The sequence below is a fragment of the Solicola gregarius genome (genome assembly GCF_025790165.1).
GTDB lineage: Bacteria > Actinomycetota > Actinomycetes > Propionibacteriales > Nocardioidaceae > Solicola > Solicola gregarius.
In genome coordinates, this window is the sequence record NZ_CP094970.1 from 1979354 (window position 1) to 1999896 (window position 20543).

The 20543-nt window shown below is 68.2% G+C and carries 18 protein-coding genes; 12 read left to right on the forward strand and 6 right to left on the reverse strand.

Annotated features, from left to right (window positions below; genetic code table 11):
• Positions 1-64 precede the first annotated feature (64 nt).
• On the reverse strand, positions 65-913 hold the full coding sequence (locus tag L0C25_RS09815; RefSeq protein ID WP_271636312.1) for a penicillin-binding transpeptidase domain-containing protein: 849 nt from the start codon (positions 911-913) through the stop codon (positions 65-67).
• Positions 885-2453 carry a transglycosylase domain-containing protein gene (locus tag L0C25_RS09820; RefSeq protein ID WP_271636313.1) on the reverse strand — a complete coding sequence of 523 codons (1569 nt, stop codon included), beginning with the start codon at positions 2451-2453 and terminating at the stop codon, positions 885-887. Before L0C25_RS09820 ends, L0C25_RS09815 begins: the two co-directional genes overlap by 29 nt.
• Positions 2454-2711: 258 nt before the next feature.
• Between L0C25_RS09820 and L0C25_RS09825 the strand changes: the two genes are divergently transcribed.
• Together L0C25_RS09825 and L0C25_RS09830 are read left to right on the forward strand one after the other, a co-directional pair.
• Complete coding sequence (locus L0C25_RS09825) at positions 2712-3326, forward strand: PadR family transcriptional regulator (RefSeq protein ID WP_271636314.1); 615 nt, start codon at positions 2712-2714, stop codon at positions 3324-3326.
• Between the two features lie 9 nt (positions 3327-3335).
• Positions 3336-4406, forward strand: coding sequence for an inositol-3-phosphate synthase (locus tag L0C25_RS09830; protein WP_271636315.1), 1071 nt, complete (start codon positions 3336-3338; stop codon positions 4404-4406).
• 52 nt (positions 4407-4458) lie between these two features.
• Here L0C25_RS09830 and L0C25_RS09835 read toward each other — a convergent pair whose 3' ends face one another.
• Positions 4459-5100, reverse strand: coding sequence for a TetR/AcrR family transcriptional regulator (locus L0C25_RS09835; protein ID WP_271636316.1), 642 nt, complete (start codon positions 5098-5100; stop codon positions 4459-4461).
• A gap of 88 nt (positions 5101-5188) precedes the next feature.
• On the opposite strand from L0C25_RS09835, the gene L0C25_RS09840 reads away from it, so the two are divergent.
• The 4 genes from L0C25_RS09840 (at position 5189) to L0C25_RS09855 (ending at position 10042) form a co-directional block, all read left to right on the forward strand.
• Positions 5189-6607, forward strand: a complete 1419-nt coding sequence (locus L0C25_RS09840; protein WP_271636317.1) for a DHA2 family efflux MFS transporter permease subunit — start codon at positions 5189-5191, stop codon at positions 6605-6607.
• Between the two features lie 36 nt (positions 6608-6643).
• The gene (locus L0C25_RS09845; RefSeq protein ID WP_271636318.1) at positions 6644-7786 is read left to right on the forward strand and encodes an MFS transporter; all 1143 of its coding nucleotides are present in this window, start codon (positions 6644-6646) and stop codon (positions 7784-7786) included.
• A 53-nt stretch (positions 7787-7839) separates the two neighbouring features.
• On the forward strand, positions 7840-8772 hold the full coding sequence (locus tag L0C25_RS09850) for a lipid kinase (RefSeq protein ID WP_271636319.1): 933 nt from the start codon (positions 7840-7842) through the stop codon (positions 8770-8772).
• Positions 8773-8893: 121 nt separating this feature from the next.
• Entirely contained in the window at positions 8894-10042 is a 1149-nt protein-coding gene (locus tag L0C25_RS09855) for a hypothetical protein (protein ID WP_271636320.1), read from the forward strand.
• Here the strand turns inward: L0C25_RS09855 and L0C25_RS09860 are convergent.
• On the reverse strand, positions 10031-10420 hold the full coding sequence (locus L0C25_RS09860) for a type II toxin-antitoxin system VapC family toxin (protein WP_271636321.1): 390 nt from the start codon (positions 10418-10420) through the stop codon (positions 10031-10033). The genes L0C25_RS09855 and L0C25_RS09860 overlap by 12 nt on opposite strands.
• Positions 10421-10622: 202 nt before the next feature.
• Positions 10623-12080 (reverse strand): CCA tRNA nucleotidyltransferase, encoded by a 1458-nt coding sequence (locus L0C25_RS09865; protein WP_408641677.1) that lies wholly within the window; start codon positions 12078-12080, stop codon positions 10623-10625.
• 151 nt (positions 12081-12231) lie between these two features.
• On the opposite strand from L0C25_RS09865, the gene L0C25_RS09870 reads away from it, so the two are divergent.
• Together L0C25_RS09870 and murJ are read left to right on the forward strand one after the other, a co-directional pair.
• The gene (locus L0C25_RS09870; RefSeq protein ID WP_271636322.1) at positions 12232-14463 is read left to right on the forward strand and encodes a DUF6049 family protein; all 2232 of its coding nucleotides are present in this window, start codon (positions 12232-12234) and stop codon (positions 14461-14463) included.
• Entirely contained in the window at positions 14460-16121 is a 1662-nt protein-coding gene (gene murJ / locus L0C25_RS09875; RefSeq protein ID WP_271636323.1) for a murein biosynthesis integral membrane protein MurJ, read from the forward strand. Before L0C25_RS09870 ends, murJ begins: the two co-directional genes overlap by 4 nt.
• Positions 16122-16132: 11 nt before the next feature.
• On the opposite strand, the gene L0C25_RS09880 is transcribed toward murJ, so the two are convergent.
• The gene (locus L0C25_RS09880) at positions 16133-16396 is read right to left on the reverse strand and encodes a GlsB/YeaQ/YmgE family stress response membrane protein (RefSeq protein ID WP_271636324.1); all 264 of its coding nucleotides are present in this window, start codon (positions 16394-16396) and stop codon (positions 16133-16135) included.
• Positions 16397-16541: 145 nt separating this feature from the next.
• Here L0C25_RS09880 and L0C25_RS09885 point away from each other — a divergent pair, with 145 nt between their 5' ends.
• The 4 genes from L0C25_RS09885 to trxB all read left to right on the forward strand — a co-directional run bounded on the left by L0C25_RS09885 (position 16542) and on the right by trxB (position 20536).
• Entirely contained in the window at positions 16542-18146 is a 1605-nt protein-coding gene (locus L0C25_RS09885) for a protein kinase family protein (protein ID WP_271636325.1), read from the forward strand.
• Complete coding sequence (gene sigM, locus L0C25_RS09890) at positions 18143-18805, forward strand: RNA polymerase sigma factor SigM (RefSeq protein ID WP_271636326.1); 663 nt, start codon at positions 18143-18145, stop codon at positions 18803-18805. The genes L0C25_RS09885 and sigM overlap by 4 nt, the downstream gene beginning before the upstream one ends.
• Complete coding sequence (locus tag L0C25_RS09895) at positions 18795-19478, forward strand: hypothetical protein (protein WP_271636327.1); 684 nt, start codon at positions 18795-18797, stop codon at positions 19476-19478. Before sigM ends, L0C25_RS09895 begins: the two co-directional genes overlap by 11 nt.
• Positions 19479-19558: 80 nt before the next feature.
• The gene (gene trxB, locus L0C25_RS09900) at positions 19559-20536 is read left to right on the forward strand and encodes a thioredoxin-disulfide reductase (protein ID WP_271636328.1); all 978 of its coding nucleotides are present in this window, start codon (positions 19559-19561) and stop codon (positions 20534-20536) included.
• Positions 20537-20543: the final 7 nt, after the last annotated feature.

Here is a 20543-nt window from a genome sequence, read left to right on the forward strand (position 1 = left end):
GCGCACACGATGCCACACGGCGTACACGAGTGGCCGCGCCGACGGCTCGCCGTCGGCGACTCAGCTAGCGCCCGGTCCCGCCCTGCGTGCCGCCTTCGGGCCCGCCTTGTCCGCCGCCATCGTCATCGCCGCCACCCTCGTCGGGTGGCGTCGTCGGATCGGTGTCCGGAGGACCCGTGTTCGTCGGACCGTCGGTGTCCGGACCGTCGGTATCGGGACCATCCGTGTCCGGGCCGTCGGTGTCCGGGCCGTCGGTGTCCGGGCCGTCGGTGTTGGGACCATCCGTGTCGGGGCCGTCGGTGTCCGGGCCGTCCGTGTTCGGATCGTCGGTGTCCGGGGTGTCATCGAGCGTCGGCTCGAGCTCGGTCGTCGGGTCCTGGGTCGTGGTGGTCTCGGGCGGAGTGTAGATCTCGCCCTCGTCGGCTTCGATGTACGCCGGCTCGGCGAACTCGCCGCAGTCCTCGCCCTCGAGCACCTTGTTCATGTACGACTGGAAGGTCGCGGCCGGGTACGAACCGCCGTAGAACGACGGCATGTACAGCGACCCGTCGTTTCTGTAGGCGATATCGCCGTTGCCGTTCTTGCCGCGCACGTACATGACGGCCGTCGAGATGTCCGGGGACATGCCCGTGAACCACGCGGACGACACGTGGGTGTCCTCACCGGCCGTTGCCGTACCGGTCTTGCCGGCTGTCGGGCAGACGGTCGCGGCGGAGTTGCCGGTCGCGCCCGGAACATTCACGACCTGCTGCAGGGCGTACGTCACGTCCGCCGCGACATCCGCGGAGAACGCCCTGTCGCCCTTCTCCGGATGCTCGAAAACGCTCTCGCCGCCGGAGTCCTCCACCGAATCGATGACGTACCAGTCGTTGTGCTCGCCGCCGTTACCGAAGGTCGCGTACGAGTTGGCCATGTCGATCACCGACACTGGCGCGTACCCGAGCGGGGTCACAGGCACGGGGTTCAGCCGTTGGTCCCTGGTGAAGACCTGCCGCACCGGGACCCCAGCGCGCTGAGCGGCATCGATCGTCTTCTCGCCGCCGTCCTCTATCTGCAGCATCAGGTCGATGAACGCGGTGTTGACCGAGTGCTCCGTCGCGTACTTCGAGCGAGATGGTGCCGAACGACTCGCCGCCGCTGTCGCCCTGGTTCTCGATATCGCTGCCGTCCGGCAGGTAGTACGGGGAGCTGCCGTCGACGCTCGACTGCAGACTGAAGCCGTTCTCCAGGCCCGCCGCCAGGGTGAACGGCTTGAACGTCGAGCCGGGTTGTGCACCGTGCTCGGCCCAGTTGTACTGGCTCTTCAGGTAGTCGGGGCCGCCATACATCGCCCGTAGCGCGCCGGAGCCGGTCTCGATCGACGCAAGGCCGATGTGCAGACCCTGCATGCCCTGCTTACCGGCGGCCTCCTTTAGCCCGGTCGCCTGCTGCTGCTCGCGTACCGACTTGCGGGCGGCGATCTGGTCTTCGGCATCGAACGTCGTGACGACCTTCAGCCCGCCACCGTTGATCTGGGTGTCGCTGAAGCCCTCTTCCTGGAGCTGCTGCTCGACCATCCGCAGCAGGTAGCCCTTCGGCCCGCTGAATCGGTCCTTGGACTCGATGTCGGGGAACTTGGGCAGCCGCTTCTTCGCGTGCTCGGCCTTCGCCTCGTCGATCGCGCCCATATCGGCCATGCCGTCGAGCACGTAGTCATAGCGCTCCTTGAGCTGCTGCTTCGCTTCCTTGCCGTTGGCCGGGTCGTACCCGCTCGGGTTGTTCAGTACGGATGCGAGCACCGCGCTCTGGCGGAGACTGAGGTCTTCGACGTCGACATCGAAGAACGAGCGGGCCGCGGTCTGGATGCCGTACGCGCCGCGGCCGAAGTAGATCGTGTTGAGGTAGCCCTCAAGGATCTCGTCCTTGCTGTACTGGTTGTGGACCTTCAGCGAGAGGACGGCTTCCTTCAGCTTTCGGGTGTACGTCTGGTCCTGCGTCAAGTAGAGGATCTTGACGTACTGCTGGGTGATCGTCGAGGCGCCCTGGGTCGTGTCGCTGGTCGCGTTGTTGAACGCGGCTCGGACGATGCCCTGGAAGTCGACGCCGCGGTTCTCGTAGAACGTGCGGTCCTCGGCCGCGATCGCGGCGGCCTGGGTGATCTCCGGCACCTGGTCGAGCTCGACCGACTCGCGGTTCTGGGTCTCGAACTTGCCGAGCACCGTCTTGCCGTCGGAGTAGTAGACGTACGTCGTCTCGGTCTGGAACTCCGCGTTGGCGCTCGGGATGTCGACGCTGCGGTAGAAGATGTAGCCGGCGACGACGAGCGCCACGAAGAGCACCGTGAACGTGATCGCGGACCACTTGAAGAACGCGAACAGCTTCGGGTGCTTGCGTTGCTTCTTTTTCCTCTTACGCGTTCCGGAATCGTCGGGCGTGGGGTCTACGGGGGTCGAGCTGTCGTCGGACTGGCTCACCGGCGTCTCCCAGTAGTTGTCAGGCCCTGTGGTCTGGGCAGTGTCTTGTTGCGGACATAAAGATCAAGCGGCGCGACGACGCACCAACTCAACAGTGTGCACCGTCGAGCCGCCGAATCCGAAACCGAGCGTACCCATGTGGTCGAAGTCGCATCGTTTCGATGTATCGTTGCGATACATCAGAACGTAGCGTTTGTCCGGTCCTTCGCTCGCAACCGCGAGCCGAAGGCGACCGGCGGAGTCGATCGGAGGTGGCCCATGGCGCGACGCGGCGCGGCGCTCGAGCTTGCCGTACTCGGGCTGCTCCAGGACTCTCCGATGCACGGGTACGAGCTGCGCAAGCGGCTCAATGCCTTGCTCGGCTGGGGTCGCGTGCTCTCGTACGGCACGCTCTATCCCTGTCTCAAGGGGCTGCTCAAATCGGGCCACATCGAGTCCGAGGACGCTCCGGAGACAAGCCGTTCGGCGCGGCGGGCACGCATCGTCTACAAGCTCACGCCCGCCGGTAAGGAGCACCTGACCGAGCTGCTCGCGCAGTCGGGTCCATCGTCGTGGGACGACGAGACCTTCGGTGTCCGGTTCGCGTTCTTCGCACGCACCGATTCACGCACCCGCGTACGCATCCTCGAGGGCCGGCGCAGCCGCCTCGAGGAGCGGGTCGAGAACGTACGCGCCTCTCTCGCGCGCAGCCGCGAGCGCGTCGACGCGTACACGCTGGAGCTCCAGCGTCATGGCCTGGAGGCCGCCGAGCACGAGGTGCGGTGGCTGACCGGCCTGATCAACGCGGAACGATCGGGCGCTCCGCCGCGCGGCGAGGACGACGACCCGTCCTCGGGCCGCGACAGCACTCGCCATCACAACACCGATCGATAAGGAGAACCCATGGGTTCGGTACGAGTAGCAATCGTGGGCGTCGGCAACTGCGCGACGTCCCTCATCCAGGGCGTCGAGTACTACCAGGACGCCGATCCGCAGCACAGCGTTCCGGGCCTGATGCACGTGCAGTTCGGCGACTATCACGTACGCGACATCGAGTTCGTCGCCGCGTTCGACGTCGACGCCAAGAAGGTCGGCTTCGATCTGTCCGACGCCACCCGGGCGAGCGAGAACAACACCATCAAGATCGCCGACGTGCCGCCGACCGGCGTCACCGTGCAGCGCGGCCACACCCTCGACGGGCTCGGCAAGTACTACCGCGAGACGATCGAGGAGGCCGACGCCGAGCCGGTCGATGTCGTACGCGTACTGAAGGAGTCGGGCGCCGACGTCCTCGTGTCGTACCTGCCGGTCGGCTCGGAGGCGGCCGACAAGTTCTACGCGCAGTGCGCGATCGACGCGGGCGTCGCCTTCGTGAACGCGCTCCCGGTGTTCATCGCGTCCGACCCCGAATGGGCGGCGAAGTTCGAGGCGGCCGGCGTGCCGATCATCGGCGACGACATCAAGAGCCAGGTCGGCGCGACGATCACCCACCGTGTGATGGCCAAGCTGTTCGAGGATCGCGGTGTCGTGCTCGACCGTACATACCAGCTCAACGTCGGCGGCAACATGGACTTCAAGAACATGCTCGAGCGCGACCGGCTGGAGAGCAAGAAGGTCTCCAAGACGCAGGCCGTCACGTCGAACCTCGGCCACGACCTCGGCGCGCGCAACGTGCACATCGGGCCGAGCGACTACGTGCAGTGGCTCGACGACCGCAAGTGGGCGTACGTACGTCTCGAGGGCCGGGCGTTCGGCGACGTGCCGCTCAACCTGGAGTACAAGCTCGAGGTGTGGGACTCACCGAACTCCGCCGGCATCATCATCGACGCGATCCGCGCGGCGAAGATCGCCAAGGACCGCGGGCTCGGCGGCCCGGTGCATGCACCGTCGACGTACTTCATGAAGTCGCCGGCGATCCAGCGCCCCGACGACGAGGGCCACGCCGGCGTGGAGGCGTTCATCCGCGGCGAATGAGCCCCGACAAATAGACATTTGTTATGCCCTGGCGTAACAAATGTCTATTTGTTCACCGGAGCCGGGGCCCGAACGCCGCGAGAAACGTGTCCACGCCCTCGCGTACCGACCGGTCGACGACGTCGTCGCCGACGGCGCGGTTTCCGTGACCGCTCGCCATCAGCGGTTCGTCGCTGACCAGTGCGAGGAGATGGCGTGCGGCCCGGTCCGCGTCGGTGAGCTCGAGCCGACCCCCGAGCGCGAGCTGGGCGAGCTTGCCCGCGAGCGCATCGATGGTCCGCTTGCGGTTGCCTTCACGTTGCCGCCCGATCAGCTCCGGAAATCGGGACTGCTCGCTGAGTTGGAGCCGCATCACCGCCAGACCCTCGTCCTTGCGGATGCAGTCGACGAGCGCGTACGCGACCCGCTCCAGCTCCGAGCGCACATCATCGGGCGCGGTGTCGAGGCCGTCGACAACTCCCATGACCTTCGCGTTCGCGCTCTCGGAGTAGCGCTCGAGAACCGCCGCGAACAGTGACTCCTTGTCGGCGAAGTGGTTGTAGACCGTCGGCTTGGCGACGGCGGCCTCCCGCGCTATCGCATCCATGCCCGCGTCGGCATATCCGTCGCGTGCGAACACGACCAGCGCGGCGTCGAGGATCGCCGTGCGCTTGAGCACCCGACCCGACGTACGCGCCTCCTGCACCGTGACCACGGGCACAGCCTACCTCAGTTGCGAAACTTGAACCGGCGAGTTCATAATGAACGCGCTAGTTCAAGTTTTCGTACGTGAGGATCAAGAAGTGTCCACATCACCGGACCGTGCCGACCGGTCCTTCGCAGTCCTTGTCACCGTGCTGGTTCTGGGCGCCGTGCTCGCCCTCGTCAACACCACGATCGTCGGCGTCGCCCTTCCACAGATCGGCACCGAGTTCGACGTCGGCATCGACGCGCTCTCCTGGGTCGGCACGGCGTACGTGCTCGCCATCGCGTTCGCCATCCCGTTGAGTGGCTGGGCATCCGTGCGCTTCGGCCTGCGCCGGACCTGGCTGATCGCGCTCACCGTCTTCGTGATCGGCTCGGCCCTGTCGGCCATGGCGCCCGGGCTCGACCTGCTGGTCGCCGCGCGCGTCGTGCAGGGAGTCGGCGGCGGCATGCTCGAGCCGGTCATGCTCACGGCGATCGCTCAGGCGGCCGGGCCCGCGCGGATGGGGCGCGCGATGGGCATCGTCGCCGGCGCCATCGGGCTCGGCCCGCTCGTGGGCCCGGTACTCGGGGGCGCGACGGTCGACATACTCGACTGGCGCTGGATGTTCGGTGCGTTCGTACCGCTCGGCCTACTCGCGATCGCACTGTCCGCACGCGTGCTGCCGGCGAGCGCTCCGACACCGAAGCGGCTCGATCTGGCCGGCCTGCTGCTGATCGGAACCGGCAGCGTCGGCGTCCTGTACGGGTTGTCGCAGGCCTCGCGTCCCGATGGCATCGCGGCATCGGGGTGGCTCACCGGGATTCTCGGAGTCGTCGTCCTCCTTGCGTACGTCCGATGGGCGGCGCTACGACATGACGACGCGATCGTCTCGCTCGCACCGTTCCGCGTACCAGGGTTCGTACCCGCCGCGACCGTCATGCTGATGCTCGGCGTCACGATCTATCCGCTCTTCTACGGACTACCGCAGTTCTTCCAGGGCGTGCTCGGGTACGGCCCGCTCGGGTCGGGCGTGCTCCTCGTACCGCACGGTGCCGGCGCCCTCGTCGGCATGACGCTCGGCGGACGGCTCAGCGATCGGCACAGCACCCGGCTGCTGGTGATCGCGGGTGGGCTCGCCGCGACAACGGGCAGTGTCGCGTACGTCGCGGCAGGCAGCGATGCGCCGGTCTGGGTGTACGCCGCGTCGTCGGTGATCACGGGCGTCGGTGTCGGGTTCGTGGGTGGCCCGACCGTCTCGTCGCTCTACCGGGTGCTCGAGCCCGCGCTCGTCCCGACCGGATCCACTGTGTTGTTCATCCTGAACCAGCTCGGCGGCGCGCTCGGTATCGCCGTGATTACGATCCTGATCGGCGTCGCTGGTGACGGCGCCACCGCGTGGGGACCATCCGCGGGAACGCTGCCGATGCTGCTGCCGGCGCTCGGATCGGCTGTCGTCGTGCTGATCGCCGCGCGGCTTCCGGGTGCGCCGTCTGCGACACCGCTGCCCGAGTCGCAGGTGCGGTCGACCGCCTGACGCGGCGCCGTCGGTTCGCTCCGTACGATGGCGGGCGTGTCTGCGGCCGATTCGATCCATGACGGCCTCTGGACACCGGGATTCCGCCGCCTGCTCGCGGCGCGACTGACCTCCCAGTGCGGCGACGGCGTGTTCCAGGCGGGCATCGCGTGGCTCGTGCTGCTCTCCCCGGATGCACAGCGCACTCCGGCGTCGTTCGTCGGCGTACTCGCCCTCCTGCTGCTGCCGTTCAGCATCGTCGGTCCGTTCGCCGGAGTCGTGCTCGACCGTTGGCGACGCCGACAGATCCTGTTCGTCGGACAACTGCTGAGAGTCGCCGCCGTCTGTGCCGTCGCGTTCCTGTCCGGTGTCGGCGGCCAACGCGGCACGGTGCTGGCGTATGCCCTCGTGCTGGTCGCGCTCGGGATCAACCGGCTGCTGCTCGCCGCGCTGTCTGCATCGGTGCCGTACGTCGTCCGCCGCGGCCGACTCGTCGACGCGAACGCGATCGGCCCGACCGCGGGCACCGTGTCCACCGGAGCGGGCCTCGCCATCGGTGCCCTCGTCATCGCCACCAGCGCAACGTCGTCCCACGTGCTCCTCGCGTCGACGTTGGTCTTCGTCGCCGCCGCACTGATCGCCAAGGGGTTCGCTCCCGAGGCGCTCGGACCCGGCGCCGGTGCGCGTACGCCTCGGCTCGCCGATGCCGTCGTCGATCTGCGCGCTGCGTACCGCCACCTGAGCGGCAGGCCCCGCGCGTGGTGGGCACTGGTGCGGCTCGGCGCATTCCGGTTCGCCTTCGGTTGGTGGGCGGTGTGGGTGTTCGCCGAGACCGCAGCGAGTAGCGCGGACGCCGACGCGGCGGCATCGGCCATCGCCACCGCCGCGGGAATCGGTGCCGCTGCCGTACTGACGCCACTCGCGGCCAGGCGCTGGGCGCTCGACCAATGGGTCCGGACGCTCGCGATTGCGATGGTCGCCGTCGCACTCGCCTCCGCGGTCGCCGACCCCGCCGTCATGTGGGCGATCCAGGGCTTCGCGTTCGGGATCGCCGGTCAGACCTTGAAGATCCAGACCGACACGATCGTCCAGCGCGAGGTCGACGAGTCGTTCCTGGGCCGTACGTTCACGCTGTACGACGTCACCTTCAACGTGACATTCGTTGCGGGCTCGCTGATCGGCGCGATCGGCTACACCTGACGACAACGCTCGTTCGCCACCCGACACAACCACGCGGTCCGTATGGTCGTCGCATGGCATCGACGTCCCGATTCACCCGGGTGGCACTCGTCGTCAACGCGGCCTCCCGCACGGGGTCGGAGGCGTACGACGAGGCGCACCGGCGCCTGTCCGAGCTCGGTGTCGCGCCAGATGTCGCCTACCCCGTACGCGACCCCGCCCGACTCGGCGACGTACTCGACTCGGTGACGGCAGACGGCTGCGACCTCGTCGTGGTCGGCGGCGGCGACGGCACGCTCAGCACCGCCATCGACCACTTGGCGCGCCACGACATGGCCCTCGGCGTGCTGCCCCTCGGCACCGCGAACGATCTTGCCCGCACACTGCAGGTCCCGGCGGAGATCGGCGCGGCGTGCGAGACCATCGCGAACGGCAAGCTCGTCGACATCGACGTCGGTGGCATGGGCGACCAGACGTTCTGCAATGTCGCGTCGATCGGCCTCGCCGTCGGCGTGACGCGAGCCCTGACGCCCGGGCTCAAACGACGCCTCGGCCCGCTGGCGTACCCGGTCGCGACGATGCGTGCGTACCGCCAGCACCGGCCGTTCACGACGTACCTCGACTTTCCCGACGGCGATCACGAGTCGATTCGGGTCGACGACACAATCGCCGTCGCCATCGGCAACGGCCGCTACTACGGCGGTGGAAACGTGATCTCGCCGGACTCCGGCATCGACGACCACTCCCTCGACGTGTACGTGATCCCGCGCGGCACGGCCCGCGAGCGGATCGGTGTGGTGCGCCGGGTCCGCGACGGGTCGTTCGTCGACCACGACCACGTCATCCACGTGACAACCGCACGCATCCGCCTGCGCGCCGACCCGGAGCAGCCGATAAACCTCGACGGGGAGGTCGTCGCCTCGACCCCGCAGGAGTTCGTCGTGCACCGGAACGCACTCGACGTGCTCGTACCCGAGGACTCGACCGCGGCAGCGCACGACGGCTGACTTTAGGTGAACCGCCGGCGGCCGAGGTCTGACCTTCCGTCGAGGTGCGCTAGACGATCGGCCGACGCCGGCGGGTGCGGTGCACGCGCACACTCGTACGAACACGACGGGGAGGGCGCAGATGCAGACGCAGGGAATCAGCCGACGAGGGCTCTTGGCGGGCGCAGCCGCGGTCGGGGCAACGGCGACCGCCATCGGTAGCGGTGGTCCGGCTCGGGCACGATCGATCGCCCGCGGGTTGCAGTGGCGCGGCGTCGGCTACGAGATCACCGACGGCGGCTATCCGGCGACCGGCTGGAACGCGAACCGGATGCGACACGACATTCGAGCGATCCGCCGCGATCTGCACGCCAACTCGGTCACGGTGTTCGGTGACGGCGTCGAGCGCCTGCTCGCGACGGCCACAGAGGCAGCGGAGCGCGGGCTCCGCGTCTGGCTCCAGCCGCGCCTCGCGGACCGACCACATTCGGAGATCCTGGACCATCTCGCGGAGACCGCTCGCGGCGCCGAGCGACTGCGTCGTGAGGGCGCGAGCGTCAACCTGAGCGTCGGCTGCGAGTTCGTCCTGTTCGTACCGGGCATCGTTCCCGGTGACGACGTATTCGAGCGGATCGAGAACCTGCAGAGCGGCAACTTCGACCCTGAGCGCATGCAACGCCGGCTGGCCGCGTTCATCGGTCGCTCCGCCGCGATGGGGCGATCGACGTTCCACGGTCCGATCAGCTACGGCGCGGCGGAGGGCGAGGTCGTCGACTGGTCACTGTTCGACATCGTCAGCGTCAACTACTACGCGTTCCACCAGCACCGCAGCGCGTACGTCCGCCAGCTCCGCCGGTACGGACGCTGGGGCAAGCCGGTGATGATCTCGGAGTTCGGCTCGTGCACCTACCGCGGCGCACCGAAGGACGGCGGCATGGGCTGGGCGATCGTCGACTACGACGGTACCGAGGAGACGATCAAGCCCGGGTACGTCCGCAGCGAACGTACGCAGGCCCGATACGTGGACGAGCTGATCGGCATCTTCTCCGAGCTGGGCTTGTACGGCGCGAGCGTCTACTCCTTCGCCGTGCCAGACGCACCGCATCGCCCTCGCCGCAAGTACGACCTCGACATCGCTTCGTACGGGCTCGTCAAGCCGCGCTGGGGTGATCGTCACCGGCCGACCGCCGACTGGACCTGGGAGCCCAAGGAGGCGTTCTACGCGGTCGCGCGCCGCTACGGGCGCGAGGAGCGCCGGCCAGACTTCGGATCGAACCCGTCAAATCGATAGCTCGAATGGTGCCTCGAGTTTGGGAAACATCGGGAAATGCTTGACGTTCAGCGTGGCCAGGCCAAGGCCTTCGATCGCGGCGGTGGCGGCGATCAGGTAGTCACCGACATCGATCCCCGAGTGTGATCTGCGGTAGGTCCGAGCGAAGTCGGCCGCGCGCCAGGCAATCCGCTCGGTCACTGGACGGATCTCCAGGCTCGTCAAGAGTCGCATCAACTCGCGCTTCTCGGGCGCCCGCATCCCACCGGCGATCTCGGTGATACCGACCATGCTGACCGCAAGTGACCCGCTCTCGCGACGGACGCGTTCCAGCCATTCGGTTGCCTGGGAGTGTCCGCGCAGGTGTGCGATCAGAACATCGCTGTCGACGAGGATCACGACCCGCGCAGCGCCTCCAAGTACGCGGCACGATCCCCACTGCCGCGTTCGAACAGATCCGCATCGCACCACGCACCGGCGGACTCTCTGATGGCCGCAAGATCCGACTCGAGGTCGCTGTGCGCCATCCCGATACCGCGGTCGATGAGCCGACGGACGACTTCGGCCCGTGATCTTCCCTCGGCCGCGGACGATGTCTGCGTCAGGCGCCGCGCTCGGCCCACCATGCGAGCAGCGCATCGCGAGCAGCGTCCTCGCCGAGCGGACCGCGATCCATCCGCAGCTCCATCAGGAAGCGGTACGCCTCGCCCACCTCGCGGCCCGGGCCGATGCCGAGGGCCGCCATGATCTGGTTGCCGTCGAGATCGGGCCGGAGGGAGGCGAGCTCCTCCTGCTCGGCGAGCCGCTCGATGCGGTGCTCGAGATCGTCGTACACGCGCTGCAGCCGTTGCGCCTTGCGCAGGTTGCGCGTCGTGCTGTCGGCGCGGGTGAGCACGTGTAACCGGTCGAGCTGGTCACCCGCATCGCGCACATATCGGCGGACGGCGGAGTCGGTCCACTCTCCCGTGCCGTAGCCGTGGAACCGCAGATGCAGCTCGACGAGCTTGGCGACGTCGTCGATCAGGTCGCCCGAGAACCGCAGGGCACGCATCCGCTTGCGGACCAGCTTCGCGCCCACCACATCGTGATGGTGGAACGTGACCGTCCCGTCGGGCTGGAACTTGCGCGTACGCGGCTTGCCGATGTCGTGCAGCAGAGCGGCAAGCCGGATCGTCAGGTCGGGCGGATCCTCGAGGCGATGCTCGAGGTCGATCGCCTGCTCCAGGACCTTGAGTGAGTGCTCGTACACGTCCTTGTGCCGGTGATGCTCGTCTCGCTCCAGCCGCAGGGCCGGCAGCTCCGGGAGTACGTGGTCGGCAAGACCGGTGTCGACGAGCAGCGTCAGACCCACCCGCGGATATCGCCCGAGCAGCAGCTTCACCAGCTCGTCGCGTACGCGCTCGGCGGAGACGATCTCGATCCGGTCGGCCATCTCACGCATCGCCGCAACCACCGGCTCGGCCGGCCGGAACCCGAGCTGGGACGCGAACCTGGCGGCCCGCATCATTCGCAAGGGATCGTCGCCGAACGACACCTCCGGCTCGACCGGGGTGCGCAGCACTCCCGCCGCAAGGTGGTCGACCCCACCGAACGGGTCGACGAAGGTGTGCTCGGGAACGGTGACCGCCATCGCGTTGACGGTGAAATCGCGACGCGCGAGATCGCCCTCGAGTGAGTCGCCGAACTCGACCGAGGGCTTGCGGGTCTCCCCGTCGTACGCGTCGCTGCGGTACGTGGTGATCTCGATCTGCGCATCGCCCTTGCGGCATCCGATCGTGCCGTACGCTCGGCCGATCGTCCAGACGGCGTCGGCCCAGCCGCGCACGATCGCCTCGACCGCATCGGGCCGCAGGGACGTGGTGAAGTCGAGGTCGGTGCCGAGCCGGTCGAGGAGCGCATCGCGTACCGACCCGCCGACCAGCGCGAGTGCGCCGCCACGGTCCTCGAACAACCGACCGAGCTCGTCGACCACCGGCGCGACGCGCAGCAGCGCCCGGATGGCGTTTCGCTGTGCGGTCGACAGGTCGACCGGCGGAACTGGATCGGGAGGACGGGACACGACGGACCATCGTAGGCCGAGTCCCGTGGCTGTGCGCCGACGGGTGAGCGGGTCGTCGGTCCCGATCCCGGCCCCGGGGAGTCGACCCGAGTGTTGCAACACTCACCCTGTGCCATCGGCTCAAGCATCGCCATCCCTCTAACATGGCGCAGTGACCAACGGCGGTACGGACTTCAGGCGACTCGTCGCCGCAGTGTCTGCACTGCTCTGTCTCGGGGCACTGATCTCCGGTCTTTCCGACGTCTCGACCGCGGCGACGCCAACTCCACGCTCGACGAGCGCGGCGTCGGCTCCGGCGAGCCAGGCCCGGGCCGACGGCGACGAGGTCGACGTCACGATCCGCCGGACCAACAGCACGTACATCGAGAAGCGCGAGCCGATCGTGGTGCATGCGACGGCCACGAACCGCTCCGACCACGTGTGGAAGAACGTCAAGGCTTACCTCGTCATCAGCCCCGGACCGATGACCGACGCGGACTCCGTCGCGGCGACCGCCGACGGCCCCGCGGACACCTACATCAACGAGCGGATCTTTCGCCCGTTCCGGTTGATCTCCGACGTCGGGCGTCTCGGCGTCGGAAAGTCGAAGCGATTCAGGGTGCGGGTTCCGTACAAGTTCCTCGGCCTCGGGTCGAACCCGCAGGAAGGGGTCTATCAGGTCGCCGTCGAGATCACCGGCACGGACGAGGAAGGCCTTCGCGACGACAACGCGATCGGCCGCGCGCGTACCCTGATGCCCTACCTGAACGAGCGCACGGCGTCGGACGACCCGATCGAGATCTCGATGGTGTGGCCGTTCACGACCACGATCCGGCGTGCACCGGACGGCTCGTACCCCGACGCCGACGACCTGATCGCCTCGGTATCCCGGAACGGTCAGCTCGGCCGAATGCTTGCGTCCGCGCGCGATGCACCCGCCCGTACGATCACCGTGTTGCTCGATCCAGCACTGATCGAAGCCCTCTCTGCCATCGCGCAGGGAACCTACGGCCCGCCCGAGGCGGACTCGCAGCCGTCGACGCTCGAGCCCGACGACCTGCCGTCGGGCTCACTGTCACCGCAGCAGACCGCCAAGAACTTCCTGTCCGGCCTGCGCGACCTCGCACAGGCGCAGGACGTGTGGATGAGCCCGTACGCGCAGCCCGACCTCGATGCGCTGGCTCAGCATCCCCACGCCAAGCAGGCCGCGGAGGTCTACCAGGCCACCGAGAACACATCCCGCAACGTGCTGAAGCGGTTCGGACTCGACGGCAGGGTCGCGTACACGCCTCCCGACGGGATCGCCGAGCTCGACTCGCTGCAGTGGGCACAGTCCAACACCGACACCTCCGACCCGTCGCGGCCCGGCCCCGCAGCGATCCTGTCGCCCGAGATGCTCAACGACTGGGACGACTCCGGTTCCCCGCTCATCTCGCTCGACGCGGGTGACTCGACCATCCCGACCGTCGTCGATGACGGCGCCGTCATGTCGGGCGGCCCCGCCCCCGGGCGTACCGACCGTGCCTTCCAGATCCGCCAGCGGCTCGCGAGCGCCGCGACCGTCCGTGCCATCGAGCGCACCATCGACCCCGATACGTCCGAGGACCTCGCCGTCGTCGTCGGCTCCGACTGGGACCCCGGGCCGCGCTCGAACCGAATCGACATCTTCGACGCGCTCGACGCGACGTGGGTCAAGGGGGTCTCGCCGGAGCGTGAGCTCGACCAGCATGCGGCGAACTGGCAGGGACCGGTGGGCGTGCCCTCCGACGAGTCGACCGAGCCCGTGACCGACACCCTTGTCGACGCGGCGGCGCAGATCGTACGCGACGCCGACGATCTCGCCTCGCTGGTCGATGCCGGGGAGTCGCTGCGTGACTACTATGGCGCGTCCGCGGGCATGGTCGTGTCGCAGAACTGGCGCGCCGACATGCCGGAGGCGGACACGTACGCGTCGGAGGCGGTCGACGGACCCGAGTCCCAGCTCGACAAGATCACCATCGACGGACCCGGGTACGTCTCGTTGTCGGGCAACAGCGGCCGGCTCCCGATCACCATCCACAACGGGCTCGACGTACCCATCAAGGTGGGCGTCGCGATCCGGGCCAAGGGCGAGCGCCTCGAGATCCCCGACATGGAGCCCAAGGAGGTTGCGGCGGGGCAGAGCCCGTCGTTCACGATCGACGCCGACATCGGCGAGGTCACCAACACGGCGTTCATGGCCCGGCTGGTCACGCCCAACGGTCGACGTTTCGGTGAGCCCGCGGAGTTCAGCGTACGCTCCAGCGTCGTCGGTACGGCGATCTGGATCGGCATGGGCATCGCGGTCGTGCTCGTGGTCATCGCCCTCGCCCGCCGGATCCGAAGACGACGAGAATCCCCGCCCGCGGACGAAGCGGCGCCGTGAACAAGCACCGGGCCGAGCGACCCGGTAACCCTCTGCTCAACGCCAGCCTGGTGATGGCCGTCGGCACGATCTTCTCGAGGCTCACCGGGTTCGTGAAGACGGCGCTCGTGGCCGTCGCACTGGGCGTCTCGATCAACGCCGACGTCTTCACCGTCGCCAACACCGTGCCGAACACGATGTACATCCTCGTCGCCGGCGGCGTCTTCAACGTGGTGCTCGTACCTCAGCTCGTGCGGGCGATGAAGCACGACAGCGACGGCGGCGACGCGTACGCCAACCGAGTCGTGACGCTCGGCCTGCTCGTGCTCCTCGTCGCCACCGTGGTGTTGGTCGTCGTCACACCTTTCCTTGCTCGGCTGCTGTTCGACCCGAGCCTGTTCACCGCGGAGTTCAGCGCGGAGCGCGACTCGGCGTACGCCCTGATGCGGTACTGCATGCCGCAGGTGTTCTTCTACGGCGCATTCGTGCTGTGCGGGCAGATCCTCAATGCCCGTGGGCGGTTCGGGCCGATGATGTGGGCGCCGATCACCAACAACCTGGTCTCTGGCCTCGTCCTGCTGTCGTACATCGCGGTGTACGGGTCGTCCGAGCCGGACGCCTCGGGCGGGTTCTCGAACTCAGCGGAGCTGCTGCTCGGCCTCGGCTCGACGCTCGGCATCGCCGTACAGGCAGCGGTGCTGATCCCCTATCTACGTAAGGCGGGATTCCGTTACCGGATGCGGTTCGACTTCCGCGGCGTCGGGCTCGGGCACACGATCAAGCTGGGGGTATGGACGCTGCTGTTCGTGATCGTCAACCAGATCACGTACATCGTCGTCAACCGGCTCGCGACCGCTTCGTCGACGGAGGCGTCGTCGGAGGGCACCCAGGCCGCGGGCGCGACCGTCTACCAGATCGCGTTCCTCATCTCCCAGGTTCCGCACGGCATCATCACCGTGTCCGTGTTCACCGCGACGATCCCACTGCTCTCGTCGCTCGCCGCCGATCGCGAGTACGTACGGATGCGCGGTGAGCTCGTCGGCGCGATGCGGATGGTGCTGGTCGCGATCGTGCCGATTGCGGTGGCGGTCGCGTGTACCGGGCAGCTGCTCGCCACAGCGATGACGTCGTACGGCGGCCTCACCGGGAGCACCCATGTCATCGGCAAGACGATCATCGCGTTCACACCGGCGATGGTGTTGTTCAGCCTGCAGTACATGACCCTGCGGGGCTTCTACGCCGACGAGGACACCCGTACGCCGTTCACGATCCAGATCTGGCTCGCGCTGACGAACATCGTCGCCGCCGTCGTACTCACCTCGTTCGCCCGGACCGACCAGGTGGCGATGTACCTCGCCGTCTCGTACGGCTTGGCGTACTTCGTCGGCTTCTTGATCGCCTCGACGAAGCTGTCGAATCGCATCGGCGCGATCTTCACGCCGCCGATGCTGGGATTCCTGCTTCGCCTCGCGCTCGCGTCCGCCGTCTCGGGCGTCGTCATTCTCGGCTGCGTACGTCTCGGCGACGAGGTCGGCGTCTCGGGTGACTCCGCGCGGGCCGCATTCGTGCTGCTGGGCTTCTCGGGCGCGGTCGGCGCCGTCGCGTACGTGATCGCCGCACGATTGCTCCGGTTGCGCGAGGTGACCGGGCTCCTGCGCGCCATCCGCGGTCGCGGCTAGCTCACCACGAGTTACGAGGGCTGTCGGCTCCGCGCCCACCACTGCCAGACCAGCGTGACGATGACCGCTCCGACGAGCGAGCCGATGATGCCGCTGGCGCGCAGGTCGATGCCGTCGCCGGAGAGCAGGCTGATCAGCAGGCCGCCGACGAACGAGCCCAGCAGGCCGGAGGCGAACGCCATCGGCCAGTCGATCCCGGATGTCGAGCGTCCGAGAATGAGCTGTGCGCCCGCTCCGATGATCATGCCGAAGAGGATCAGGCCGATGATGAGCATGGCCCGAGCATAGACAGTCGTCGCCTCGCCCCGGTCGACCGGTCTCGGTGGGTCGGACCTCCCCCCCGCGCGCTTCCGTCGGCCCTTACCATGGTCGGGGTGGCGAGATGTTGTCACCCGAATGGAAAGGCTCAGTCGAACAGCTGTGGATACCCGTGCACTGGCATCAGGCGACGTACTCGCGAATCGTTACCGCCTCGAAGACCTGATCTCCGAGGGCAACGACGCGTTCACCTGGCGCGCCGCCGACCAGGCACTCAACCGTTCGGTGTGCGTGCAGGCCATGGCAGCGTCCGACACCCGGGTCGAGGCGTTCCTCGAGGCGGCACGTCGGTCGACCACGGTGACCGACCCGCGGTTCCTGCGCATCCTCGACATCGTCGAGGACGAGCGCGGTCAGACGTACCTCGTACGAGAGTGGGCGCGCGCGGTGTCCCTCGACCGGATCCTGCGCCAGTCGACGCTGCCGAACCGCCGATCGGCGACGATCGTCTCGGAGGTCGCCGAGGCGATGGCGAACGCCCATGAGGCCGGCGTGTATCACCTTCACCTCGGCCCCAACGCCATTCTGATCAAGGACAGCGGTGCCGTACGCATCACCGGGCTCGCGGTCGACGAAGCACTCCACGGCGAGCAGTCCGGCGATCGCCCCGTCGGGTACGAGGAGCAGGTCGACATCGAGGCGATCGGCAAGGTTCTCTACGTATGTCTCGCAGGTCGGTGGCCCGGCAACCGGCGCAACGGCCTGAAGGCCGCACCGACCGAGCACGGTCGGCTCCTGCGGCCGCGTCAGGTACGCGCCGGCGTCTCCCGTGACGTCGACACCGTGTGCGACCGCATCCTCGGCACTCCGCCACGCCATGGCGTACAACCGTTACGTGCAGCGCGCGACATCGCACACGAGCTGCGACTCGCGGGTGACGACGAGGCGCTCGTCACCGATGACCAGCCCAGCCTGATCGGCTCGTCGCCGGATCTGTTCAGCTCCGACATCGACCTGCTGGCGGGCGGCCCGCCGCCCGCGATCAACCCGCCCAAGCCGAAGCCGGCCGTGCTGCAGCCGGCACCACCGACGACGTTCGAGCGTTCTCGTGCGGCGGCGCTGCAGGCGACGAGCGGAGATCGGAAGTGGATCGCCGGCGGCATCGCAATCCTGCTTCTGGTCGCGGTCGCCATGGGGATCGTCGTCGGTCGGCAGTCCGACAGTCCCAGCGGCTCCGCCAGTGATGAGCAGACGGCGGCGACGAACAAGGGCACGCCGTCACAGCCGTTGCTCATCCAGGGTGTCTCCGACTACGACCCCGAGAGCGTCCCACCCGAGGAGAATCCCGAGGACGTCGGCAACGCGATCGACAACAAGCCCGCGACGATCTGGGAGACCCTCTACTACAAGAGTCGCCCGGACCTCGGCGGGCTCAAGTCCGGAGTAGGACTCCTCGTCGACCTCGGAAAGGTCCAGACGGTGGACTCGGTCGACGTCACGTTGCAGGGCGGACCGACCGCCGTCTCCATCTACGGCGCCGATCCCGATCTGAACCAGCCGCCGACGACATCGCCGAGTGATGCCGACACCGAGTTCATTGGCGGCACCACGTACCAGCGGGTGCGGGGAGGTCAGTCGCAGCTGCTCGACTTCGAGCAGCCGGTCGAAACGCGCTGGGTGCTCGTCTGGCTCACCAAGCTGCCTCAAGACACCGACGGCACGTACCGCGGGCGGATCGCCGAGATCAAGGTTCGTGGGACGTCGTGACCGACGGCGTCCCCGGCGAGGACGACGACGCCGAGCTGCTGCGCCGGCACGTCGATGGCGACCCGGACGCGTTCTCGCTGTTGGTCCGTCGACACCAGGACCGCATGTGGGCCGTCGCGCTTCGTACGACCGGCAATCCCGAGGAGGCCGCCGACGCCGTGCAGGAGGCGATGGTCAAGGCGTTCCGTTCGGCCGACCGGTTTCGAGGTGACGCCGCCGTCACGACGTGGTTGCACCGCATCGTGGTGAACTCCTGCCTCGACCTGCTGCGCCGCAAGAAGGCGCGGCCGGCCGTGCCGCTGGAGGCGGACGACCACGTCGGCGCGCTTGCCGACCGTCCGTCGGGCGACGCAGCGCTGCAGCGTGAGCAACGCCTCGACGTACTCGCCGCGTTGCGGGAGCTGCCCGAGGAGCAACGGGCGGCGATCGTACTCGTCGACATGGAGGGATACCCCGTGGCCGAGGTAGCCGCGATGCTCGACTGTGCTCCGGGCACCGTCAAGAGCCGCTGCGCACGCGGCCGGGAGCGGCTCGCGCCACTGCTGGCGGCATGGCGGAACCAGCAACCCGACCCATCCGTCCCATCGGAGACGACGAACATCCGCGGTACGCAGACCCGATCCGACCCAGCGCCAGGAGGTGAGCCCCATGCCCGATGAGGAGCACGACGACGTACGCGCGTGGCTGGCCGCCGACCCGACGCCCACCATGCCCGACGATGTCGCCGCGCGCGTACACGCGGCTCTCGATCGCGAGTCGCAGGCACGCGGGGAGATCTCGGGTCCGGTCGCGGCGTCCGCCCCGGCGACCGTGACGCCGCTGCGCCGCCCCGGCCGGTGGAAATCTCCGCTGCTCGCGGCGGCCGGCATCGTCGCTGTCATCGCCATCGCCGTCCCGGTGGTGAACCAGGAGTCGGGCTCGTCGGACGATGCCGGATCCGCCGACGGCGGATCCGCCAGCTCGCTGCATGGCGACCAGAGCAGCGACTCGGCCGGCGAGGCCGCACCAGGGGACAAGACGTCGGGCGACAGCAACGGCATCACGGGTGTGGAATCTCCGCCGCTTGATCTGCGGCGCGACTCCTTCGACACCGATGTACGCGCGTACGTCGGCAACGGCGACGTCGAGGCCTATCGGTCCTCGCCGCAGTCGGTCGCGAGCATCCGCTGTGTCGACGGCGTGCCGACGAGCCCGCACGGGATCGACGCGAGGCTCGACGGCGACCCTGCCCAGCTGCTCGCCAGCCCGGTCGGCGACGGGCGTACGAGGGTGCGAGCCGTCGTCTGTGGCACGGACGGGCCCGAGGTAGTGGCGCGCGCCACCGTACGCTGACCCGGGAATCCAAACCGCCTACGATTCGTTGCAGCAGGTGGAGCCAACCGGCTCCCACAGTCAACGAGACGAGGATCACGGTGTCGACCAGCTCGAGCGCCGACGTGCGCGACGTCATCATCATCGGTTCGGGTCCGGCGGGCTACACGGCCGCGATCTACACCGCGCGCGCCAATCTCGCGCCGCTGGTGTTCGAGGGCTCCGTCACCGCCGGTGGTGCCCTGATGAACACCACCGATGTCGAGAACTTCCCGGGCTTCACCGACGGCATCATGGGCCCTGCGCTGATGGACAACCTGCGTGGCCAGGCCGAGCGGTTCGGCGCCGAGCTCGTACCCGACGACATCGTCGACGTCGACCTGAGCGGCGACGTCAAGGTCGCGCGTACGGCCGACGGCACCGAACATCGCGCTCGCTCCGTCATCCTGGCGATGGGCTCCGCGTACCGCAAGCTCGGTCTGCCGGACGAGGACCGACTGTCCGGTCACGGCGTCAGCTGGTGTGCGACGTGTGACGGCTTCTTCTTCCGTGAGCAGAACATCGCGGTGGTGGGCGGTGGCGACTCTGCGATCGAGGAGGCGACGTTCCTCACCAGATTCGCCAGCAAGGTGACGCTGGTCCATCGGCGCGACGAGCTGCGCGCGAGCAAGATCATGCAGGACCGTGCGTTCTCCAACCCCAAGATCGAGTACGCCTGGAACTCCACCGTCAGCAGCATCAACGGTGGCGACAAGCTGGAGAGCCTCACGCTCGCCGACACGCGTACCGGCGAGACCCGCACCCTCGACGCGACCGGCCTGTTCATCGCCGTCGGCCACGACCCGCGCTCGGAGCTCGTCAAGGGCCAGGTCGACCTCGACGACGACGGGTACGTGCTCGTGCAGCCCGGCTCGACGGCGACGAACCTGCCAGGTGTCTTCGCCAGTGGCGATCTGGTCGACCACACGTACCGTCAGGCCGTCACCGCGGCGGGCACGGGCTGTGAGGCCGCGCTCGACGCCGAGCGGTTCCTGGCCGATCTCGACCAGCTGGCCTCCGCCGAGGTCAGCACGGTGTGATCGGGGC

What these genes read in the sequence shown, in the direction of transcription:
- L0C25_RS09825 (WP_271636314.1), top strand. Translation starts at nt 2,712, where the DNA reads ATGGCGCGACGCGGCGCGGCGCTCGAGCTTGCCGTACTCGGGCTGCTC.
- L0C25_RS09830 (WP_271636315.1), top strand. Translation starts at nt 3,336, where the DNA reads ATGGGTTCGGTACGAGTAGCAATCGTGGGCGTCGGCAACTGCGCGACG.
- L0C25_RS09850 (WP_271636319.1), top strand. Translation starts at nt 7,840, where the DNA reads ATGGCATCGACGTCCCGATTCACCCGGGTGGCACTCGTCGTCAACGCG.
- L0C25_RS09855 (WP_271636320.1), top strand. Translation starts at nt 8,894, where the DNA reads ATGCAGACGCAGGGAATCAGCCGACGAGGGCTCTTGGCGGGCGCAGCC.
- L0C25_RS09895 (WP_271636327.1), top strand. Translation starts at nt 18,795, where the DNA reads ATGCCCGATGAGGAGCACGACGACGTACGCGCGTGGCTGGCCGCCGAC.
- L0C25_RS09815 (WP_271636312.1), bottom strand. Translation starts at nt 913, where the DNA reads ATGGCCAACTCGTACGCGACCTTCGGTAACGGCGGCGAGCACAACGAC.
- L0C25_RS09880 (WP_271636324.1), bottom strand. Translation starts at nt 16,396, where the DNA reads ATGCTCATCATCGGCCTGATCCTCTTCGGCATGATCATCGGAGCGGGC.